Annotated in this window: 15 protein-coding genes; 4 read left to right on the top strand and 11 right to left on the bottom strand. The window is 73.0% G+C overall.

Features of this window, described 5'->3' with window-relative positions; all coding sequences use genetic code 11:
* Together ACFQU3_RS21620 and ACFQU3_RS21615 are read right to left on the bottom strand one after the other, a co-directional pair.
* Window positions 1–1,365, bottom strand: coding sequence for an MFS transporter (locus ACFQU3_RS21620; RefSeq protein WP_385913650.1), 1,365 nt, complete (start codon window positions 1,363–1,365; stop codon window positions 1–3).
* Between the two features lie 9 nt (window positions 1,366–1,374).
* A complete protein-coding gene (locus ACFQU3_RS21615; protein ID WP_385913648.1) occupies window positions 1,375–1,800 on the bottom strand; it encodes a YybH family protein in 426 nt (141 codons plus the stop codon).
* Window positions 1,801–1,893: 93 nt separating this feature from the next.
* Here ACFQU3_RS21615 and ACFQU3_RS21610 point away from each other — a divergent pair, with 93 nt between their 5' ends.
* The 4 genes from ACFQU3_RS21610 (at window position 1,894) to purB (ending at window position 5,624) form a co-directional block, all read left to right on the top strand.
* Window positions 1,894–2,478 (top strand): low molecular weight protein-tyrosine-phosphatase, encoded by a 585-nt coding sequence (locus ACFQU3_RS21610; protein WP_385913646.1) that lies wholly within the window; start codon window positions 1,894–1,896, stop codon window positions 2,476–2,478.
* Between the two features lie 4 nt (window positions 2,479–2,482).
* Complete coding sequence (locus ACFQU3_RS21605; RefSeq protein WP_385913644.1) at window positions 2,483–3,274, top strand: VOC family protein; 792 nt, start codon at window positions 2,483–2,485, stop codon at window positions 3,272–3,274.
* A gap of 38 nt (window positions 3,275–3,312) precedes the next feature.
* On the top strand, window positions 3,313–4,113 hold the full coding sequence (locus ACFQU3_RS21600) for a VOC family protein (RefSeq protein WP_385913642.1): 801 nt from the start codon (window positions 3,313–3,315) through the stop codon (window positions 4,111–4,113).
* Between the two features lie 98 nt (window positions 4,114–4,211).
* On the top strand, window positions 4,212–5,624 hold the full coding sequence (purB, locus tag ACFQU3_RS21595; protein ID WP_385913640.1) for an adenylosuccinate lyase: 1,413 nt from the start codon (window positions 4,212–4,214) through the stop codon (window positions 5,622–5,624).
* Window positions 5,625–5,748: 124 nt separating this feature from the next.
* Here the strand turns inward: purB and ACFQU3_RS21590 are convergent, their stop codons facing one another.
* The 9 genes from ACFQU3_RS21590 to ACFQU3_RS21550 form a co-directional block, all read right to left on the bottom strand.
* On the bottom strand, window positions 5,749–8,013 hold the full coding sequence (locus ACFQU3_RS21590; protein ID WP_385913965.1) for a heavy metal translocating P-type ATPase: 2,265 nt from the start codon (window positions 8,011–8,013) through the stop codon (window positions 5,749–5,751).
* A 76-nt stretch (window positions 8,014–8,089) separates the two neighbouring features.
* Window positions 8,090–9,058 (bottom strand): hypothetical protein, encoded by a 969-nt coding sequence (locus tag ACFQU3_RS21585; RefSeq protein ID WP_385913638.1) that lies wholly within the window; start codon window positions 9,056–9,058, stop codon window positions 8,090–8,092.
* Entirely contained in the window at window positions 9,055–9,270 is a 216-nt protein-coding gene (locus ACFQU3_RS21580; protein ID WP_385913636.1) for a heavy-metal-associated domain-containing protein, read from the bottom strand. The genes ACFQU3_RS21585 and ACFQU3_RS21580 overlap by 4 nt, the downstream gene beginning before the upstream one ends.
* Before the next feature lie 122 nt (window positions 9,271–9,392).
* Window positions 9,393–9,710 carry a hypothetical protein gene (locus ACFQU3_RS21575; RefSeq protein WP_385913634.1) on the bottom strand — a complete coding sequence of 106 codons (318 nt, stop codon included), beginning with the start codon at window positions 9,708–9,710 and terminating at the stop codon, window positions 9,393–9,395.
* Complete coding sequence (locus ACFQU3_RS21570; RefSeq protein WP_385913632.1) at window positions 9,703–10,362, bottom strand: hypothetical protein; 660 nt, start codon at window positions 10,360–10,362, stop codon at window positions 9,703–9,705. The genes ACFQU3_RS21575 and ACFQU3_RS21570 overlap by 8 nt, the downstream gene beginning before the upstream one ends.
* Window positions 10,359–15,515 carry a hypothetical protein gene (locus ACFQU3_RS21565; RefSeq protein WP_385913630.1) on the bottom strand — a complete coding sequence of 1,719 codons (5,157 nt, stop codon included), beginning with the start codon at window positions 15,513–15,515 and terminating at the stop codon, window positions 10,359–10,361. The genes ACFQU3_RS21570 and ACFQU3_RS21565 overlap by 4 nt, the downstream gene beginning before the upstream one ends.
* Entirely contained in the window at window positions 15,512–16,861 is a 1,350-nt protein-coding gene (locus ACFQU3_RS21560) for an ATP-binding protein (protein ID WP_385913628.1), read from the bottom strand. Before ACFQU3_RS21560 ends, ACFQU3_RS21565 begins: the two co-directional genes overlap by 4 nt.
* Window positions 16,858–18,066 (bottom strand): contractile injection system tape measure protein, encoded by a 1,209-nt coding sequence (locus tag ACFQU3_RS21555; protein WP_385913626.1) that lies wholly within the window; start codon window positions 18,064–18,066, stop codon window positions 16,858–16,860. Before ACFQU3_RS21555 ends, ACFQU3_RS21560 begins: the two co-directional genes overlap by 4 nt.
* Window positions 18,063–20,189: a hypothetical protein gene (locus ACFQU3_RS21550; RefSeq protein WP_385913624.1), complete on the bottom strand. Its 2,127-nt coding sequence runs from the start codon at window positions 20,187–20,189 to the stop codon at window positions 18,063–18,065. The genes ACFQU3_RS21555 and ACFQU3_RS21550 overlap by 4 nt, the downstream gene beginning before the upstream one ends.
* Window positions 20,190–20,196 lie beyond the last annotated feature (7 nt).

Below are 20,196 nucleotides of genomic sequence, written 5' to 3'. Positions count from 1 at the left end.
TCAGGGGCGGGGGTCGAGGGCGTCGTAGTCGCGGAACGAGGTGACGCGCGCGACGGTCACCACGACGAGCACCACGACGAGGAACCCACCGACGAGGGAGGGCACCCACGTCGCCGTCACCGTCGCGAGGGTGCCCGCGAACATCTGACCGAGCCGCGGGCCGCCGGTGACGACGACCGTGAAGACGCCCTGCGTGCGGCCGCGCAGGTGGTCGGGGACGGCGGCCTGAAGGATCGACTGCCGAAAGATCGCGCTGATGTTGTCGGAGCCGCCGGCCACGGCGAGGCACAGTGCAGCGAGCACGAGGGCCACCCGGTTGACGTCGCCGAAGTGCATCGAGGTGACCGCGCCCCCGCCGAGCTCGGTGACGGCGAGCACGACGCCGAAACCGAGGATCGCCAGGCCGTAGGAGACGATGGCGTTGCGGATCGCCCGGCCCTGCCAGCGCAGGCCGGTCACCCGGCCAGAGCCGAGGCTCGACAGGATGCCGCCGACGGCGAACGACGCGAGCAGCAGACCCGCCGTGACGGAGCCGCCACCGATGACGACCGCCCCGACGGCCGGGAAGAGCACCATCGGCTGGCCGAAGGTCATTGCGATGACGTCGACGACGAAGCTCATCCGCACGTTGGGAGCGCGGCGCAGGTGTGCGAGCCCGTCGACGACGGACCGGAAACCGCCCACCGTCGGCCGCTCACCCTCGGGCCGGATGCGCGGCAGCGTCCACAGCCCGAAGAAGCCGGCGAAGAAGAGAACGACGTCGACCGTGTAGGTCCACGCGTAGCCGGCTCGCGCCACGAGCACCCCAGCCACGCCGGGGCCGACCGTGACCATGACCCCGGCCGAGACACCGAGCAGCGCCGCGGCCTTGGGCAGGAGCTCGTTGGGCAGCAGGCGCGGCGTGATCGCCTGGCGCGTCGCCGACGCGATGGTCGCGGCGACGGCGTTGACGGTCGTGATGACGTAGAACATCCACACGTGCTGGGCACCGAACCACGTGATGCCGGCGAGCACGACCGTCGAGGCCCACGCGACGGTCGAGGCCGAGAGCGCCACCAGGCGCCGGTCGAAACGGTCGGCGATCGCACCTCCGTAGAGGCCGGCCACGATCATCGGCAGCAACGAGAACCACGCGACGAGGGAGACCATGAACGTCGAGCGGGTCAGGTCGTAGATGTGCAGACCCACGGCCGTGTTGGTGACGAACGTGCCGATGCCGGCGAGCGTGTTGCCGAACCACAGCCGCGCGAACGCGGGGCTGACCCGCAGCGGGGTCAGGTCGATGAGGTGCGACCTCCGCCGCGACGCGACGGACCCGGGCTCGACGGGCGCAGGCGCGTCAGGGCCGTGGGATGCGTCGGTCACAGAGCGAAACTACGCCACCGCGAGCGAGCCCGAGTCGACCGGGAGGCAGGCCGGGACGTCGCGCAGGCGCGACCCGTCACGCACCCAGACCCAGCGGCCCTGGGCGCAGCGGCGCGCGACCTGGGTGCGCACGGTCCCGTCGGCCGTGGTGGAGGTCGTCATCGCGAGGTCTCCCGAGACGACGGCGCGGGCGGTGACCGTGGAGCCCGCGCCGACCGGACCGAGGGCACCGGCAGCGAGCGCGGCCGCGAACGCACTGCGGATCGCCGTGGACCCGGCCGCCTCCCGACCGCGCGGGAGGCTCACGACGGCGTCGGCGGCATACAGCCCGACGATGCCGTCGAGGTCGCCCGCGGCCACGAGCGCGGCGAGCCGGGGCTCGAGCTCCTCGGGGGCGCTCGCCCCCACGGTGGTCGGCTGCTCGCTCGTCGTCATGGGCCACACCGTGCCACCGCCCACCGACAACGGGTAAGAGCAGTGGGGTCGCTTCGGGGATCGGCTCGGGATCGGAGGTGTTCAATGGGGCGCATGTCGTCTCGCCCACTCCACGTCACGTTCGTGTGCAGCGGCAACATCTGCAGGTCGCCCATGGGGCACGTCATCCTCCAGCGCCTCGTCGACGACGCCGGCCTGAGTGCGCTGGTGAGGGTCACCTCGAGCGGCACGGGCGACTGGCACGTCGGCGAGCACGCGGACCCCCGGACCGTCGCCGTGCTCGCCGCGCACGGCTACGACGGCTCGCAGCACCGGGCCCGCGAGTTCGACCCCGACGAGTTCGACGACGTCGACCTCGTCCTCGCGTCCGACGAGGGGCACGTGCGCGCCCTGCAGCGGATGGCCCGCACACCGGCCAACCGGCGCAAGATCCGGCTCGTCCGCGAGTTCGACCCCGAGGCCGTCGCCGCGGGCACCCTCGAGACGGGCGACCCGTGGTACGGCGGCGACGAGCACTTCGCCCGGTGTTTCGCCGAGGTCGAGGCCGCCTGTCATGGCATTCTTCACCACGTCAGGGACCAGCTGGACGGCCGGCTGGACGGCGAGCCGGACGGGCACGTGATCGACGCGGACGACGTGGACGACATGGGCGACCGGGTGGACACGGAGCGGCCCTGACCCGATGCGAGACCTGAACCTCACAGTGCCCGACTACCCCTATGGTTCCCCGTGCTGGGTCGACCTGCTCGTCAGCGACGTCCCGCGCGCGAAGACGTTCTACACCGAGCTGTTCGGCTGGACGTGGATCTCCGGCGACCCCGCGACCGGGGGCTACACGATGGCCCTGCTCGACGGGCACCCCGTCGCCGGCATCAGCCGCAAGCCGGACGGTGCGCCCATCCCGAGCCAGTGGACGACCTACCTCCGCGTGGGCGACATCGACGCCGCGGCCGAGGCGATCACCGCGCACGGTGGCAGGGTCCTCGGGCGGCCCGTGTCGATCGGCGCCCTCTCGCGGACCCTCATCGCCGTCGACCCGGGAGGCGCCTACTTCGGCGTCTGGGAGCCCGGCGACCTGCCCGGGAGCGGGGTCCTCGACGATGCGGGCTCGCTCACCTGGAACGAGCTGCTGACCCGTGACTACGACCTCGTCCAGCACTTCCAGCTCGGCGTCTTCGGCCATGAGTTCACCGACGAGACGGAGCCCGGCGGACCGCGATGGGCCACCGCGCACACGGGCGACCGCAACCCGGCATACGGCCTGGCCGAGATCGACGAGCAGTGGCCGGAGGACATCCCGCCGCACTGGGTCGCGTCGTTCGCGACGCACCACGTCGTGCCCGCGCTGGCTCGAGCCCTCGAGCACGGCGCGACGCTGCTCCAGGGGCCGTTCGACGGGCCCTACGGCGTCGGCGCGGTGCTGAGCGGCCCTGAGGGAGAAGTGTTCTCGCTCCTCGTGCCCGACCTCGACTGAGCACTCGCCCAGCCCCGAACCCACGATCAGGAGGAGCCATGCCCGTCCACGAGGAGAGGTTCGCCCCCGGCGCGCCGTGCTGGGCCGACGTCATGGTCGACGACCTGGACCGCGCCCGCGACTTCTACGGCGCGCTGTTCGGCTGGACGTTCGAGGATCCTGTGCCCGAGGCGGGCGGCTACGTCATGGTCCGCAAGGACGGCCACGTCGTCGCGGGCGCGATGGCCAGGAACCCTGACGACCCCGGCCAGGTCAACGCCTGGACGGTCTACCTCGCGACTGACGACGTCGACGAGACCGCCGCGCGTGCGGCGGCCGCCGGCGGCGTCTTCTTCCTCGAGCCGATGGACGTCCTCGAGGTCGGCCGGATCGCCGTCGGCGCCGACCCGGCCGGCGCGGCGTACGGCCTCTGGCAGTCCATGGAGCACACCGGCACCGACCTCGTGGACGAGCCGGGGGCACTGTGCTGGGCCGAGTCGATGAGCCGCGACTACGAGGCGAGCACGAGGTTCTACGCCGACGTGTTCGGCTACCGGCTCCAGGAGACCGGCGAGGGCGGCGTCCAGTACTCGGTGGCGCGTCTCGAGGGCGAGGAGCCCGTCGCCGGCATCGGCGCGATCCCCGCCCAGGCGGCGGCCGACGTGCGCTCGCACTGGATGGTCTACTTCGCGGTGGCCGACTGCGACGCCGCCGCCGACCGGGTCACCAGCCTCGGCGGCTCGGTCGTCCAGCCACCCTTCGACACCCCACACGGACGCCTGTCCGTCGTCACGGGCGCGCAGGGCGAGACCTTCTCGGTCATGCAGCTGCCCGCCGCGGCCGCGGAGCCCGCCGGCTGACCGGAGGCGTATGCCGCCCTCCCGCACCCCGCGCGCGGGGCACCCTTCGGAGGCGGACGGCAGACGGACCACTCCGCAGGCTCTGGGAGGATGGGGCCATGGCTTCGCTTGCTGACGCAACCCCGCCCATCGCGCTCGGGGCGCTCGACGGTCGCTACCGCGGCGCCGTCGCGCCGCTCGTCGACCACCTGTCGGAGGCGGCGCTCAACCGCCAGCGGGTGCACGTCGAGATCGAGTGGCTGGTCCACCAGACGACCCACGGCGTCGTGCCGGGCGTCCGCAAGCTGAGCGACGACGAGATCGCGGCACTGCGCGCCATCGTCGACGACTTCGGCACCGACGAGGTGGCCGAGCTGGCCGAGATCGAGCGCGTCACGGTGCACGACGTCAAGGCCGTCGAGTACTTCCTCAAGGAGCGCCTCGCCAGGGTCACGCCCGCCGCCGAGGACAAGGGCATCGCGGAGCTCATCCACTTCGGCTGCACGAGCGAGGACATCAACAACCTGTCCTACGCGCTCATGGTCAAGGGCGCCGTGCAGCAGGTCTGGCTACCGAAGGCGCAGGCCTTCGTCGAGCAGGTCGCGACGATGGCGCGTGAGCTCAAGGACGTGCCGCTCCTCGCGCACACGCACGGCCAGCCGGCGACGCCGACGACGATGGGCAAAGAGCTCGCCGTCCTCGCGCACCGTCTCGGCCGGCAGCTGCGCCGCATCGAGAGGCAGGAGTACCTCGGGAAGTTCAACGGCGCCACCGGCACCTACGGTGCGCACGCCCTCGCCCTGCCCGACAACGACTGGCCCGCCATCTCGCGCGCGTTCGTCGAGGGCCTGGGCCTCACGTGGAACCCGCTCACGACCCAGATCGAGAGCCACGACTGGCAGGCCGAGCTCTACGCCGACGTCGCCCGCTTCAACCGGATCCTGCACAACCTCTGCACCGACGTGTGGACCTACATCTCGATGGGCTACTTCGCGCAGGTCCGCGGCCAGGGCACCGTCGGCAGCTCGACGATGCCGCACAAGGTCAACCCGATCCGCTTCGAGAACGCCGAGGCCAACCTCGAGGTGAGCAACGCCCTCCTCGACGTGCTCGGCGGCACGCTCGTGCAGAGCCGCCTCCAGCGCGACCTCACCGACAGCTCGATGCAGCGCAACGTCGGCACGGCCTTCGGCCACTCGCTGCTCGCCCTCGACAACGTCGCCCGCGGCCTCGCCGGTCTCGACGCGGTGCCCGAGGCGATGGCCGCTGACCTCGAGGCCAACTGGGAGGTGCTCGGGGAGCCGATCCAGTCCGCGATGAGGGCCCTTGGGGCACAGGGAGTCCCGGGCATGGAGGAGCCCTACGAGCGGCTCAAGGAGCTGACCCGTGGCCGCCGGATCAACGGTGACGACCTGCGCGAGTTCGTCCGCGGGCTCGGGCTGCCGGCCGAGGTCGAGGCCCGCTTCGTCGCGCTCACGCCCCAGACCTACACGGCCCTCGCGAGCCGGCTGGTGGACGACTACCTCGCCTGACGGCATACGGCCCCCCGGCTTCTCCCGCAACACACCGAGGAGGTTCCAACACACCGTGGTCCGATCCCGGTGAGTTGAGACCTGCTCGGTGTGTTGCGGGCCAGGGGGCCGGGGGGGGCGGGGGTCAGCCTGCGGTGCGGAACCGCTTGAGCCGCAGGCTGTTCGTCACGACGAAGACCGACGAGAAGGCCATCGCCGCCCCGGCGAGCATCGGGTTGAGCAGCCCGGCGGCGGCGAGGGGCAGGGCTGCCACGTTGTAGGCGAACGCCCAGAAGAGGTTGCCCTTGATCGTCGCGAGGGTGCGCCGCGCGAGCCGGATCGCGTCGGCCGCGGCGCGCAGGTCGCCGCGTACGAGCGTCAGGTCGCTCGCCTCGATCGCGACGTCGGTGCCGGTGCCCATGGCGAGGCCGAGGTCGGCCTGGGCGAGCGCCGCGGCGTCGTTGACGCCGTCGCCGACCATCGCCACCACGCGTCCCTGCGCCTGGAGCCGCTTGACGACATCGACCTTGTCGGCAGGCAGGACCTCGGCGACGACGTCGTCGGCCGCGATGCCCACCTCGGCTGCCACCGCTTGCGCGGTCGCGGTGTTGTCGCCGGTGAGGAGCACTGGTCGCAGGCCCAGGTCCCTCAGCTCGGCGATGGCCCGCGCGGAGGTCGGCTTGACCGCGTCGGCCACCACGACCACACCCCGTGCCGCGCCGTCCCATGCGACGACGACGGCCGTGCCGCCCGACTCCTCGGCCCGCCGCAGCGCGTCGGCGACGTCGTCCGGCACCTCGACGGCCCAGTCGGTCACGAACGAGAGGCGGCCGACGACGACGGCGCGCGAGGTCCCGTCGACGGTGACGACCCCCTGGACGCCGAGGCCGTCGGTGGTGGCGAAGTCCGTCACGGGCGGCAGCCCGGGCACACCCTCCGCCGCGAGGCGCTCACGCGCCCCGGCCGCGACGGCCCGCGCGATCGGGTGCTCCGACGCGTCCTCGACCGCGCCGGCAAGCCGCAGCACCTCCGCGGCGGACTCCCCCGAGGCCGGCACCACGTCGCGCAGCACCATCTGGCCTGTCGTCACGGTGCCGGTCTTGTCGAGGACGACGGTGTCGACCCGGCGCGTGGACTCGAGGACCTCCGGGCCCTTGATGAGGATGCCGAGCTGCGCGCCGCGACCGGTGCCGACCATGAGCGCGGTCGGCGTGGCGAGCCCGAGCGCGCAGGGGCAGGCGATGATGAGGACGGCGACGGCCGCGGTGAAGGCCGCCGCGGTGCCGCCGTCCGTGCCGAGCCAGAAGCCCAGGGTCGCGACCGCGAGGGCGATGACGACGGGGACGAAGATCCCGGACACGCGGTCGGCGAGACGCTGCACCTGCGCCTTGCCGTTCTGCGCGTCCTCGACGAGCCGGGCCATCTGCGCGAGCTGCGTGTCGGCCCCGACCCGTGTCGCACGGACGACGAGCCGGCCGCCGGCGTTGACGGTCGCGCCGACGACGGCGTCGCCCGGGCGTACCTCGACGGGCACGGACTCACCCGTGAGCATCGACGCGTCCACCGCCGAGGTGCCGTCCTCGACGACGCCGTCGGTCGCGATCTTCTCCCCGGGCCGGACGACGAACCGCGCGCCGACCCCGAGCGCACCGACCGGCATACGCTCCTCGACGTCCACGCCGTCGGCCCCCGGGCGCAGCACGGCGACGTCCTTGGCTCCCATCTCGAGCAGCGCCCGCAGGGCGGCGCCGGCGCGGCGCTTCGACCGCGCCTCGAAGAAGCGTCCGGCGAGGATGAACGTCGTCACCCCGGCCGCGACCTCCAGGTAGATGTTGGCCGAGCCGTCGGTGCGCGCGACGGTCAGCTCGAAGGGGTGGGTCATGCCGGGCACGCCGGCCTCGCCGAGGAACAGGGCCCACAGGGACCAGCCGAACGCGGCGACGGTGCCCAGCGAGACGAGGGTGTCCATCGTCGTCGTGCCGTGACGTAGGTTCGTCCACGCCGCCCGGTGGAACGGCCAGGCACCCCAGACGATGACCGGCGCCGCGAGAGTCAGCGAGAGCCACTGCCAGTACGTGACCTGCAGGGCCGGCGCCATCGCCATCGCGACGACGGGGACCGTGAGCGCCGCCGAGACGAGCAGGCGCTGCCGGAGCGAGCGCACGTGGTCGTATGCCGGGTCGCCCGCTTCGGCGCTCGGCGCGGCGTCACCGTGGGGCCCGGTCGCCGGCGGTGCCGGGACCGTGGCGCCGTAGCCGGCCTCCTCGACGGTGCGCACGAGGTCCTCGGGGCGCAGGCCTTCCGGTGCGCTGACCCGGGCCTTCTCGGTGGCGTAGTTGACCGTCGCGGTGACGCCGTCGAGCTTGTTCAGCTTGCGCTCGATGCGGTTGGCGCACGAGGCGCAGGTCATGCCGGTGATGTCGAGCTCGATCGTGCTCTCACGGGTGGCGTCGACCAGGGCAGTCGTCAGCGGGAGCCCGCGGGGCTCAGTGGCCGTGGCCATCGGATCCTCCTGTCGTGGCCTCGTGGGCCGGTGGCATGGCGGCACCTGCGGCGGTGACGACGAACGACGCCGTGCGCACGACGCCCCGGTGCTGGAAGTCGAGGTGGAGACGGAAGCGGCCGTCGCTCGGCACGGCGGCGTGGAAGACGACCTCGGGACCGGCCGTCGTGCGGCCGTCGCCGGGCTCGCCGTCCGGGTGGACGTGGAGGTAGGCGAGGTCTCCGTCGCGCAGGGCGACGAGGTGGCCGTAGGAGCCGAGGTACGGGTCGAGGTCGGTCACCGGCCGTCCGTCCTTGCTCACGCTCAGCGCGAGCCGGGCGTCGCGGCCGGCGACGACGTCACCGGTGAGCGTCACCGTGTAGCCGTCGACCGTGGCTGTCCGGCTGGGTGCGGCGGGGGGCTCCGGCGCGAAGTCACCCGCGACCGCCAGGTCGGCTCCGAGCGTCAGCGGCTGGCCGCCGGTCGCCTTGAAGTCGGCGAAGAGACGCCACGTGCCGGGGCGCAGGTCGAGGGCGGTCGACCACGTGCCGTCGGCGGCGAGCGTCGGGTGCACGTGCTGGAAGCCGGTCTGGTCACGCCGCACGGCGATGAGGTGCAGCCGCTTCTCGTGCTGGACGTCGAAGCCGGTCACGGGCGCGCCGTCAGGTCCGGTCACGGTGAACGACACGGGGACGCCGGAGCCGGCCGGCGCGGTCGGCGCGGCGAGCCGCAACGCGTAGCCGTCCTGCGCGACCGTGAGGCCACCGGGCAGCGACACGGCGGCCGCGGCGGGCTTGTCGGTGCCCTGGTCGGCGCCTCCTGACCTGTGAGCGTCGTCGTGCCCCGGCGCCGCCGCGACGGGGGCGCTCGAGCCGACGGCGGCGCCCACTCCGAGCGCCGCGGCGAAGAGGGCGGCGAGGCCGAGGACGAAACCGGCGACGCGTGCTGAGGTGCCGAACCGGTCGAGCGTCATGACGCACCCGCCAGGGTGTAGCCGGCGTCCTCGACGGCCGCGCGGACGGCGGCCTCGTCGACCGGTGCCGTCGCGGTCACGGTGAGCGAGCCCGTCTCGAGGTCGACCTCGACGCGCTCGACACCACTGACGGCGCCGACCTCCTCCGAGACGGACGAGACGCAGTGTCCGCAGGTCATGCCGACGACGGTGTAGGTGCTGGTCTGGCTCATGGTGGTGGCCCTTCTCGTGCTGGTTGGTGGCCGTCTCTGAATACCCATGGGGGGTATATGGACCACCATAGCCGAACCAACCCGATACCCACCAGGGGTATTCCTTTCCCGAGGTGCGCGGCTCAGCTGCGCGGGTGCTCGAGCCGCTGCGCCGCGTCGCGCAGCACCTGGGCGAGGCGCGTGCCGAGACGCTCCCCCGGCGAGGGCTCACTCGCGATGCGCTCGCGCAGAGCATCCGCCTCGGCCTGTGCGGCGGCCCGGACCTGCGGGTCCCGCGACTCGAGCCGCGCGGCGAGTCCGGCGACCTCCCGGATCGCATCACCCAGGGCTGACACCGCCGCGGACGCCGACTGCGTCAGCTCTTCCGGCCTCCGCCGGGTACGCCCGGCAAGCCACCGCGTGCCCGGGCCGTATGCCGTGGGCTCGCGTTCGTCACTCATGGGTGCCTCCGTGCGGGTCGGCTGCCAGGCCGAGCAGGTCGGCGGGGCTGCGCTCACCCCGGGCCACGGCCGCGAGGTCGCCGACCGATGTCACGACGTGGCCGGCCTCCGGGTGGCTCGTCAGGGTGAGACCCGTCGCGCAGGACCAGACGCCGTCGCCGACCCGGTAGCCGACGAGCGGCACGCCCGCGTCGGCGAGCATGACGTTGACGTCGGTGAGCTCGTCGTCGTCGAGGGTGACGACCGGCCCCGCCAACGCCCGCGCGGCAGCACGCGACCGCGCGTCGAGCGGGTTGCCCGAGAGGTCGAGCACCTGCAGGCCGGCGAGCCCGATGACCGCCGTCGCATCGCGAATCCGGTTGCGACGCAACACCGCAACGTACAGCTCCAGCTTCTCGATCCAGGCGAGGTCGACGACGTCGCTGTTCTCGACGGCGAGGACCCGCAGCGCGGGGAGCGACGCGACCGGCGCGTAGTCGCCGACCTCGCACGAGAGCAGCGACAGGGTCTCAAGACGCGTGAAGCCGTCGAGTCCGTCGAGAGACCGCGCGTGCGACACGACGAGGTCGACGACCTCGCCCGGCTGCGTCCCGGGCGCGACGGCTCCGGCGTCGACCAGGTCGGCGAGGGCGCGCTGCACGTCGGTCGTCATGCTCCAGTCTCCGCCTCGACAGCGGCGGATGCTGTCGCGAAGTTGGCCTGGATGCGCTGCCAGTTGAGCCGCTGGCGCAGGGCGAGCTGGGCGACCGTGAGGGCGGCGTCGACGCCCTCGCTGACGCGGTACAGCATCCCCACGGGCTGGTTGAGCGCATGCACGGGGATCATCTCGGTGCCGCCGTCCCAGACCCGGGTGGGCAGCTGGCCCTGCAGGTGCTGGACGTAGCCGGCTGCGCCGAGGCCGTTCTGCGCAGTGAACTCGGCCCTGAGCCAGTCGTGGAACTCCTCGGTGCCGATCGTCCCGGCGTTGACGAGCTCGTCGCCCTCGCGACGGCGGAAGGCGCCCACGTGACCGGACACGCCGACCGTGACGGCCGGCCCCTGGTGGGTCTGCACGCCACGGGGCGAGCCGGGTCCCCGGCCGTCCGCCGACGGTGTCACGACAGGCAGCACGGACGGCCTGTGGAGCACCCACCGCGTCGGTGACCTGAGCCGGTCCTGCGCCACGACCCAGCGGAAGCCGTCCCGGATGCTCGACGCGTTCGCGGTGTTGATCGCGGTCTCGACGACCTGGGGGATGTACCCGGTCGGGATCCACTCGTGGCTGCCCCGGTCGACGTTGCGGAACAGAGCTTTCACGTAGTTCTTCGTCTCAGAGCTCGCGTTCCACACGCCGAGGAACTGGGTCCACGTGACCCCGGAGTAGCTGCCGGGCGAGACCATCGCCCGGAGGAAGCGGACGATGTCGCCGGCCTGGTTGATGGCGGTCTTGATGAGCGGGTTGACCGTGTCGACGGGCAGGTTGACGAACGCGCCCCAGCGGCCGCCGGACGTCGTGAACGAGATTCCCTGGAGCTGGCGGAGGAGGGCCGAGTTGTCCTCCGTCGCGATGTCCCGGTTCACGACCCGGACCATCCGTGCGGCGGTGTCGTTGCCGAGGGCGGTGATGAACTGGGTGCGCACCGTGTGCGGCGGATCCGGGGTGTCGGTCTCGAAGGCGTGGTTGCGGAACGTCCCCGACGAGGCCGATCGCGGGTTGCTCTGGCTGCCGGCGAGGAACCACGGCAGCAGCTCGCGCCGCGTGCCGTCGCGGCGCAGCAGGGCCAGGGCGCCGTCCGGTGACACGACACTCGTGTCCCAGATGGGACGCGTCCCGTCCGGCGCCAGCTTGGCGCGGATGATCGTCGACTCCCACTGTCCCGTCACCGTCTCGGCGTACGCGCGGCCGTGTCCCGGCAGGTTCGCGGTCATGTCGGCGAGGTAGCTCGCCTCCGACGCGCGGCCGCCGAAGATCTCGAAGAGCTCGCGAAGCATCCCGGCCAGGGCACGCTCACGTGACTCGAGGGCGTTGTCGTTCGGGGGCTCCTGCTCGTCGTTGGGGTCGCGGTTGGCCGCGAGGAACTCGCGCGCGAGCCGGTCACCCTCGGCGTTCGCGTCGTCGGCCACCGCGGCGAGGGCCTCGATCTTCGCCCTGGCGCCGGCCTGGTCGTCCTCGGGCAGCTCGTCCACCTTCCCGCGCCACTCTGCGATCTTCGTCTCGATCGGCTCGGGAACGGACGCGACCATGAGGGTGCTGTCGTCACCGGCGACCTGGAACCACAGCCGGTGGCTCTCGTGGGCGGCGCTGAACCGGACGGTCGTGCCCAGCTCGGAGTCGTCGTTGTCCCCCTCCTCGCCTTCCTCACCACCGATACCCATGCGTGCCAACAACGCCCGCCCCCGCTCGGCGAGGAAGCCGATGACCCGGTCCATGGCGGCATACACGATGGTCTGGAGCCGGGTGATGACCTCGGCCACCTCGCCGGGGAGACCGCCGAGGTGGAGGAGCCCGGCGAGGAAGTCGATGACGGGTGGGATGAGCGAGGCGAGCGCCCGCTCGACGGCCGCGGCGAGCCCGCCGATGTTGCCGGCGATGACGTCGGCCATGCCGTTCACGACCGCCTCGACGAACCGGAAGATCCGGGCCGCGTTGCGGAAGATCCACGAGCACACCTGGTAGATGAGGTCGATCGCCTGCGCGATGGCGCCGACCGGGTTGAGCATCCCGACGACGCGCACGACGACCTGCTGGATCAGTGTCTCCACGAGGTACTGCACCGCAGCCTCGAGGATCATGTTGACGATGTTCTCGGGGCTCAGCTGCTCCCTGATGAGCTCGACGAGCCCCTCGGGTCCGCGCTCGATGAGGACCGACACGAGCTGCCACGCCGCCTCGATGACCTCGACGGCGGTCGGCCCGATGTGCCGCACGAGGATCTCGCGCACGCGCGGCCACGTGATCCCCATGAGCTGGAGCGCGAAGGTGAACAGCGAGCGGGGCGAGAAGTCGCGGGGCATGGGGATCGGGGTCTCCAGCCCGGAGAACAGCCAGTCCCAGAAGCCGCGCAGCACGTGGGTGCCGAAGTTGCCGAAGAACTGCTCGAAGCCCAGCTTGACCCCGGCGACGAGGTTGTTGATGAAGTTCTCTGGGTCGTCGGCGATGTCCGAGATGACCTGCTCGATGCGGGCGATCAACGCCCAGAATGCTGCTGGCGGGATGCCGACGAGCCGGAGGAGCCCGTTGACGATGGCCCGGATCGGGTCGTCGATGAACTCCTCGATGGCGGCGACGACGCGCCCGATGAGGCCCCCGGCCTCGTCGCGCCGGGCCTGCGCCTCGGCGTGCACCTCGTTGACCGCCTGCACGGCTCGTTGCGAGACGTCCCGCACGAAGCTCGTCTGCGCGTCCGTGACGCGCTGGCTCAGGCCGTCGAGCATCCCGGCGAACCGGGCCCGCTCCGAAGCGGCCCACTCGGGGAACTCCGCCTCCATCGCCGTGAATGCCGCATCGATGTCGTCGCGCGCGTGCTGGATGACGGCCTGGGCCGCGGCGACGACACTGTTGACGTCGCTGGAGATGTCGGTGAGCAGGGTGCAGACGCCGTCGCCGAACTCCCGCTCGGCCCGGTTGTACTCGTCGGTGACCCAGTCGGGCAGGCCGCCGATGTAGTCGCCGACGGCGAGGATCGCCCCACCGACGCCAGAGTGCCGCTCGTCGATCCAGCGCTTGACCTGGTCGAGCGTGTCGTGGAACGCCTGCGACAGCTGGGCGAGCCCGGCGTCCCAACGTGCGATCGCCGTGCGGCTCAAGGGCTCCAGGAGGGTGTTGACCTGGCGCTGCGCCTCGTCGTAGATGCCCTGCGCGCGAGTGGAGACCGACTCGCGGGTCTGCTGCTCCGTCGTGACCATGCCGCCCTGCGCGGCGTCGACGGACCCGACGGTGCCCGACCGAGACGCCCGCATCGCGGCGACGGCCTGCTGCTGGAGCGCGGCCATGTCGGACTGCGCCGTGTCGACGGCCTGCTGCTGCTCGTCCTGGATCTGCTGGGGGGTCCGCTCGGCAGCCTCGCCGAGCTCGCCTCGGGCAGCCCGCGCTTCGGCGAACGGCCCGTCGGGGATCTCGCGCGTCACCCGGGTGTCGATGCCGGAGTCGGCGATCCGCTGGTCCGTCGCGGCGACGTCGGCGTCGAGCGAGGTGTTCTCCGGCGGGATGGGGTCTGGGGCGGCGCCTGCTGCGTCGACGCCCATGCCGGGTGACGAGGGCGAGGGCGTGACGACGGGTGTCGGCGTCAGAGCGGGCGTGCCGGCCGGCGGCGAGGCCATGGCGTCGTAGCTGTCGCCGACCTGGGTCGTCTGCGTCTCGACCGAGCCGGTGATCGTCGCGCCGGCCGCCTGAGCCTCATGAGTCGGGTCGGTCTCGAGCAGCTCGTCCTCGTCCTCGGGGCGGTTCTCGCGGATGGCCGTGCGGATCCGCTCGCACAGCTCGACGATCTCGGGGCTCGGGGCGGGGCGCTCGCCCAGCTCGCCGGCGAGCTCCTCCCGCGCGCGGGCGGCCGTCTCCGACGCCGGCTCCTCGACGGCTCCCCGAGAGTCTGCGACGTTCTCGTCGGCGGTGGGGAGGTCGCGCGCCGCGGCACCGGCACCGCGCGCTCCCCCGGCCACCGCACCACCACGCGCTGCCGCCGCGGGCGTCAGCGTCGACGGCGGCTCCGGCATGATCAGCTCCACGACGGGCGGGGCCTCCTCCCCCTCGGCCGCGGGCTCGGCCGTCGCGTCACCACCGGGTATGCCGACCGCCGCGGTCCCGCCGGCCGCATCCTCCGCTCCGGGCTCGGCCACGGCCGCGGTCGCCTGCTCGGGCGTCTCGGCCGTCGTGGTCACGTCCGCCTCGCCGGTCCGGGCTGCCGCGGCGTCGGCGACCTCGGAGGACGGACCGCCCTCGGGCACGGTCGCCGGCACGATGGTCGTGTCGGCCGGTGGCGCGGCCGGGGTCGGCGGCGCTGGAGGCACGAGCGGCTCGGGCTCACCGGTCACCGCACCGAGGAGCCCGCCGAGGGCCGCCCGGATGGCCGCATCGAGCACGGCGAGCATCTCGGGGCTGTCCACGCCGTAGACGCCCGGGGCGAGGAAGAGGTTTTCGTCGGTGACGAAGGCCGGCGCGCCCGCCACGGGGCTGTCCGGGTGCACGCGGATGCCGCTGACGTCCACGCCGAGCAGCCCGCGGTACACCTCGGCGACGCGCGGGCTGAGTGGGAGCCCCGGCGGCACGGCGTCTCCCGGCAGGTGGATCGTGGCCTGCGCGCCGGTCCTCGGCGCGTCGACCCCCTCGGGCGCCGACCACGCGGCCTCCGCGGGCAGGGGCCGTAGGTCGACGCCGAGGGTCGTGCCGCGCAGGGTCACCGCCGGTGCGGCGAGCGCCTGCTCGGCACTCCACGCGTCAACGCGCCACGTCGCCTCGCCGAGGTGCAGGCCCAGCAGCCCGATCCGCGCCCGCATCTCGACGGTGCCGTCGAGCGAGCCGTCGGACCGGAAGCCAGCTCGTCCGGTGAGCTCCGCGAACGGCACCCGGCCGCTGAGGACGACCACGCCGCCGTCGACACCCCACTCGACCTGCACCGCCGAGAGTCCGCCCGCGGTCGTGGCCGGGTCGAGCGTGACGACAGCGGAGTCCCCGGCTGGACGGGGCACGAGACCGAGCACCGACGCTCCGTCGGCGACAGGCGAGCCGCGCCCGGCGGCATACGTGGTCCGGGCCGACCGGCTGCCGGCCCGTTCCGCCTCGCCGCCCGCGGCGGCAGGGCCCGCCCGGGTCGTGACGGGCGTGCTCACCGTGGCACCGTCCGCCCCGCCTTCTCGAACTGTCGGCGGATGCCGTCCAGCAGGTGCTCGGTCGTCACGACGCGGCCGTTCGCGGCGGCGAGGTAGGCGGCGTCGAGGGTCGCGTCGCGGATCTGTGCACCGGTGAGCGGGTAGTGCCGCGCGATGCCGTGGAGGTCGATCTCCGGGTCCATCGGCAGGGACGGGGGCGCCACTGCGGCCCAGAGCCTCTCGCGTTCCGGCGGTCCGGGCTCGGGGAACTCGACCATGACGTGGATCCGGCGCTGGAACGCGTTGTCGATGTTCGCGAGGAGGTTCGAGGTGAGGATGACGATGCCGGGGTGCTGCTCGACGCGCGACAGCAGGTAGGACACCTCCTGGTTCGCGTATCGGTCGTGGGCGTCGCCGACCTCGGTCCGGGACCCGAAGACCGCGTCGGCCTCGTCGAAGACGAGGACGCACCGCTCACGGGCAGCCCGGTCGAAGACCTTCGCGAGGGACTTCTCCGTCTCGCCGATGTACTTCGACACGAGAGCGGACAGGTCCACGAGGTAGGCAGGGAGGCCTGCTGACGCGGCCAAGGCCGCGGCCGTCATCGTCTTGCCGGTGCCCGGCGGCCCGTGGAAGAGGGCGATGAGCCCGGTGGCGTTGTCGTGGTGGGCGCCGAAGCCCCAGTCGTCGACGACCATGTCTCGGTGGGTGATTCGCGCCGCGAGGTCGTCGACACGGGTTCGGGCAGCGGCAGGCAGGACGACGTCGGCGAGAGTGTGGACCGTCGTGAGGGGCCGGGCCGGGAAGTCGGCGGAGGCGGTCGGCGTCTCGGGCGGCAGGCCCAGCAGCCAGGCGACGAGGGCGGGGTCAGGACGCAGCTGCCCGGAGAGGTCGCCGGGTGGGTCGAGGGTGAGCAGGCCCTGGGCACGCAACCGTCCCTGCGGCGACAGCAGGACCGTGGCGTCGAGCCGGCCCTGGAACGACCGTGCCACGAGCGTCCGCGCGACCTCGCCCGTCAGGCCGCCGACCGACGGGCGGTCGGTCAGCGCGCCGAGGCGCACGGCGAACCGCTCGTCGACGTAGGTCGCGACGGCGGCGAGGACGATGACCGCCTCGGCCGCGGAAAGCCCTGCGCCGCTGACGAGCTCGGCGAACGGCCCGATCCCGGCGAACCGCTCGACCGGCGGCAGTCCCTCGCCGTCACCGTCGATCGAGAGCCGCCGTCCGTCGAGCCCACCTCTGCGCTCCTCGACGCGTACGGCGACGAGGGCGTCCAGGGTCTCGAGGGCTGCGCGCAGCTCCGCGACCTCGGGGGCCGCTCCGAGACCTGCCCTGAGACCTGGCCCGAGAGCCGGCCCGGTGCTCACCGGAACCTCACGGTGACCGGCGGTGACCACGGAAGCTTGAGCAGGCCGACGGGGTAGGGCAGGCGCGGGAGGAGCACGTCGAGCGGGTGGGTCGCCGCCGTGAGCAGCACCGGGTCCCGCTCGGTGTCGAGCAGCCCCACGCGCGCGACCCACGACTCGCGGACGAACCGTTCGCTCGACCGCTCGAAGCCGGGAAGCAGGGCTGCGAAGCCGGAGAGGACGGACCCCGCGGACTGGGCGACCTCCCGGGCGGCACTGAGCGGCATACGGGCTCGGGGTCCGCCGTCGCCGTCGAGCGGGCGACCGGCAAGGAGACGGACGAGGGGGTCGTCGACGAGGGTCGGGTCCTCCGGGTCGACGACGACGGCGAGCGCGGCTTCGCGCACGTCGACCGGGTCGAGCCTCGGGTGCAGCGCCTCGGCGCGGCGGCAGTGGTCGGCGAGCCACGGGTAGAGCAGCACCAGGCCGGCGGCGCGCGTGAGGTCGGCGAGGACGACGGGCCCACCGCTCGGGGGCGCGACCTGGGCGACACCCGCCAGTCCGGCGAGCACCGTGGCCTCGGTGTCGCGCACGATGTCGACGCCTTCCGGCTGCTCGGCCGCGCCGTCGGTGCGTTCCGTCGGAGCGGGCTGGTGGTGGTTCAGGTCTGCCGCTGCCGGGCTCCCGGCACGAGCCGGAGCGGGGGCGGTCGGCGGGGGCGGCCACGGCGTGCGGGGTCGTGGCTCGAGGGAGCTCGCGACGAGTCCGATGAGCTCGCGCCACTCGTGGTCCTGCAGCTGCCGGCGAACGGCACCCGCGACCTGCGGGTCCGCAAGGGCGACGACGGCGGCCGGGAGGTCTGCTCGCCCCGCACGGGAGGCGAGGACCCACTGGCGGGCCGCTGCGACCACGTCACCTGCCCACGGCGCGCCGGCGGCAGCCGGCAGCCCGGTCGGGACGGCCGGCGCTGGGGCGTGAGCAGGTCGCGCTCCACCGTCGGCCACGACCTGTGCGCGGATGGCGTCGGCCCACAGCACGGCCAAGGTCTCGTCGTCGTGGTCGTCGACGACGAGGTCGAGCCGCACGGTGACCTGCGTGAGGTGGACGTCACCGACGTCCGAGAGGGCGCGGTCGAGTGCCGCCGGCAGAGTCGTGGCCGCGACGCGCGCCAGCCGCTGCGCCCCCGGCCCGCGCAGCCGCACCGTGTCGACGGCCACGTCGGTCATGGCACGTGCTTCCCCAGGTCACGCAGCTGCGCGTCGAGCTGCTTGCCGAGGTCCTTCGGGATGCCGGACGCCTTGACGAGGGTCCGGACCGTCGACAGCACCTCCATGGCCGCCGCCGTGATCGTGGCCGCGTCGGCGACCGGGGCCTCGGGTTCCTCCGGCGACACGGCTTCCGCGAGGGCCGCGTGGGCGCGGTCGGCCGCGGCGGCATACCGGCTGAAGCTGCGGTTGCGCGGCTTCGGCAGCGAGCGCATCGCGTCGACCGTCGTGCGCGCGAACTCCGCGATCCCCTGGGCCAGCTCGCGGTCGATCTGGCCGCCCGGCCGTACGATCACGCCGCCGCCGATGCCGCCGGGGCCGCCCACGACGTCACCGATGACGCCCCCGCCGCCGACCTTGCCGGGGTCGAGCCGTATGCCGTCGCCGAACTTCGAGATGACGTCGACCTTCCCCTCGAGCACGTTGATGCGGGTCTGCACTCCCTCGAGCTCCTTGAAGCCCTCCTCGAGGCTGCCGATGCGGTCACCGATACCACCAGGGTCGAAGCTCGTCTTGTACGTGAGGAAGTCGGTCTTCAGGGTCGTGAGGTTGGTGTCGAGACCGGCGATCGTCTGGTCGAGCTCGGTGAACCGGGCCTCGAAGCCGGTCGACAGCCCGCGCAGCTCCGTCGCGGCCGCCATCGCCTCGTTCGCGGCGCCGACCGCCGCGGGCAGCGCCGAGCCCACGGTGCGGACGTTCTGGACGGTCGGCACGCGTCCGGTCGAGACGACCACACCGTTGGTGTCCACACCGAGCACGACCGAGTCGGAGGGCGCGAAGCCCCCAGCGGGTGAGTAGCCCTCGAGTGCCTGGACGTCGCCTGCTGCCATCACGCGGACGTCGGCGATCGCACCCTGCTCGCTGATGAACCCGCCGAGCACCTCCTTGACGTCGGTGCCGGTGTGGCCGAGGTAGTCGGTGAGCGGGAACTCCTTCTCGCCGAGCACGTCGACGGACGCGCGCTCGTAGACGACGTCGGGGTTCTTCCACGTCTCGATCGGTGGGTACCAGATCGGTTCGCGGGGGTCGAAGAGCCACTTGTGGGCCCACTTGTCGGGGATCTCCTTCGGCGGGAAGGTGATCTTGATGCACCTGTCGCCGACCCGGATCGACCCGACGGGGCAGGCGATCGGTGGCTTCGGGTCGCCGACGGGCGCGGGGTCGGGTGGCGCGAAGCCGGCGAGCAATGCCTCGAGCTCGTCGCGGAAGGCCCCCGCCGGGTCGGAGCACGTGCCGCCGAGGAAGGCCTCGGTGAACCCGCGCGGCGGCTCCCAGGCGTGCCGCCACGCGCAGTCGAAGACCCAGGTCCCCGACACCTGGTGCACCCAGCCGAGCACGACGCCGGGCCGCGTCGTCGTGCGCTCCGACGTCAGGCTGAGCAGGGCGCGCACGCGCAGCAGGTCGAGGGTCGCGAACAGCACCATGTTGAGCCAGCCGCACTTGTAGCCGCGGATGCCGGCCGTGTCGCCCGTCGCGATCGACGTCGCCTGGAGCTTCGCGATGAGCGCCGGGTCGACGAGCGGCGCCGTGCCGTTGGTCAGCCGCGTGGCGATGGCGTTGCGCAGCGCCGTGTACGAGTTGGTCGGCGTCGAGTCGAGGGACAGCCGGATCGGCTCGACGGTGAGCAGCGACTCGGCCGCGAAGTCCATTCGCGTGCCGGTGACACGGCCGGCGACGACGTGCAGGGCAACGGACCGCGTGTGCAGCTCGGCGTGCCCCGCGCACCCCGACTCGCCGCAGGCCGGGGACGGCTCGACCGTGTCGGTCGACTCGAGTACGACGCTGAAGCCGCCGGGAGCCGCGCTGACGAAGTCGTAGGCCACCGACTCCGCGACGGGCGGCAGCGGGATCGTCGTCGACGCGCCGAGCACGAGCGGCTCGCCCGTCTGGTCGACGGCGAGCCCGGGGCTGATCGTCAGGGTCGTGCCCGACGTGACGGCGCCGGCGAGTCCCGCGTTGACCCCGAAGCCGACGAGGCGCCCGACGAGCCGGTCGCGCTGGTGCAGGAAGATGCGCAGGTCGTTGAGCTCGGCCTCGGTGAGCGTCTGGCCGTCCACGAAGACGGGGTACTGGTTGTCTGACATCGCTGGT

This window comes from Terrabacter sp. GCM10028922 (assembly GCF_042666095.1).
In the GTDB taxonomy this organism is placed as follows: Bacteria; Actinomycetota; Actinomycetes; order Actinomycetales; family Dermatophilaceae; genus Terrabacter.
The sequence above is the reverse complement of the archived record's forward strand: the minus strand, read 5'-3'. Positions and strand labels throughout refer to the sequence as shown.

What these genes read in the sequence shown, in the direction of transcription:
- ACFQU3_RS21570 (WP_385913632.1), bottom strand. Translation starts at nt 10,362, where the DNA reads ATGACGACCGACGTGCAGCGCGCCCTCGCCGACCTGGTCGACGCCGGA.
- ACFQU3_RS21605 (WP_385913644.1), top strand. Translation starts at nt 2,483, where the DNA reads ATGCGAGACCTGAACCTCACAGTGCCCGACTACCCCTATGGTTCCCCG.
- ACFQU3_RS21550 (WP_385913624.1), bottom strand. Translation starts at nt 20,189, where the DNA reads ATGTCAGACAACCAGTACCCCGTCTTCGTGGACGGCCAGACGCTCACC.
- ACFQU3_RS21600 (WP_385913642.1), top strand. Translation starts at nt 3,313, where the DNA reads ATGCCCGTCCACGAGGAGAGGTTCGCCCCCGGCGCGCCGTGCTGGGCC.
- ACFQU3_RS21615 (WP_385913648.1), bottom strand. Translation starts at nt 1,800, where the DNA reads ATGACGACGAGCGAGCAGCCGACCACCGTGGGGGCGAGCGCCCCCGAG.
- ACFQU3_RS21575 (WP_385913634.1), bottom strand. Translation starts at nt 9,710, where the DNA reads ATGAGTGACGAACGCGAGCCCACGGCATACGGCCCGGGCACGCGGTGG.
- ACFQU3_RS21610 (WP_385913646.1), top strand. Translation starts at nt 1,894, where the DNA reads ATGTCGTCTCGCCCACTCCACGTCACGTTCGTGTGCAGCGGCAACATC.
- ACFQU3_RS21580 (WP_385913636.1), bottom strand. Translation starts at nt 9,270, where the DNA reads ATGAGCCAGACCAGCACCTACACCGTCGTCGGCATGACCTGCGGACAC.
- ACFQU3_RS21585 (WP_385913638.1), bottom strand. Translation starts at nt 9,058, where the DNA reads ATGACGCTCGACCGGTTCGGCACCTCAGCACGCGTCGCCGGTTTCGTC.
- ACFQU3_RS21555 (WP_385913626.1), bottom strand. Translation starts at nt 18,066, where the DNA reads ATGACCGACGTGGCCGTCGACACGGTGCGGCTGCGCGGGCCGGGGGCG.
- purB (WP_385913640.1), top strand. Translation starts at nt 4,212, where the DNA reads ATGGCTTCGCTTGCTGACGCAACCCCGCCCATCGCGCTCGGGGCGCTC.
- ACFQU3_RS21590 (WP_385913965.1), bottom strand. Translation starts at nt 8,013, where the DNA reads ATGACCTGCGCCTCGTGCGCCAACCGCATCGAGCGCAAGCTGAACAAG.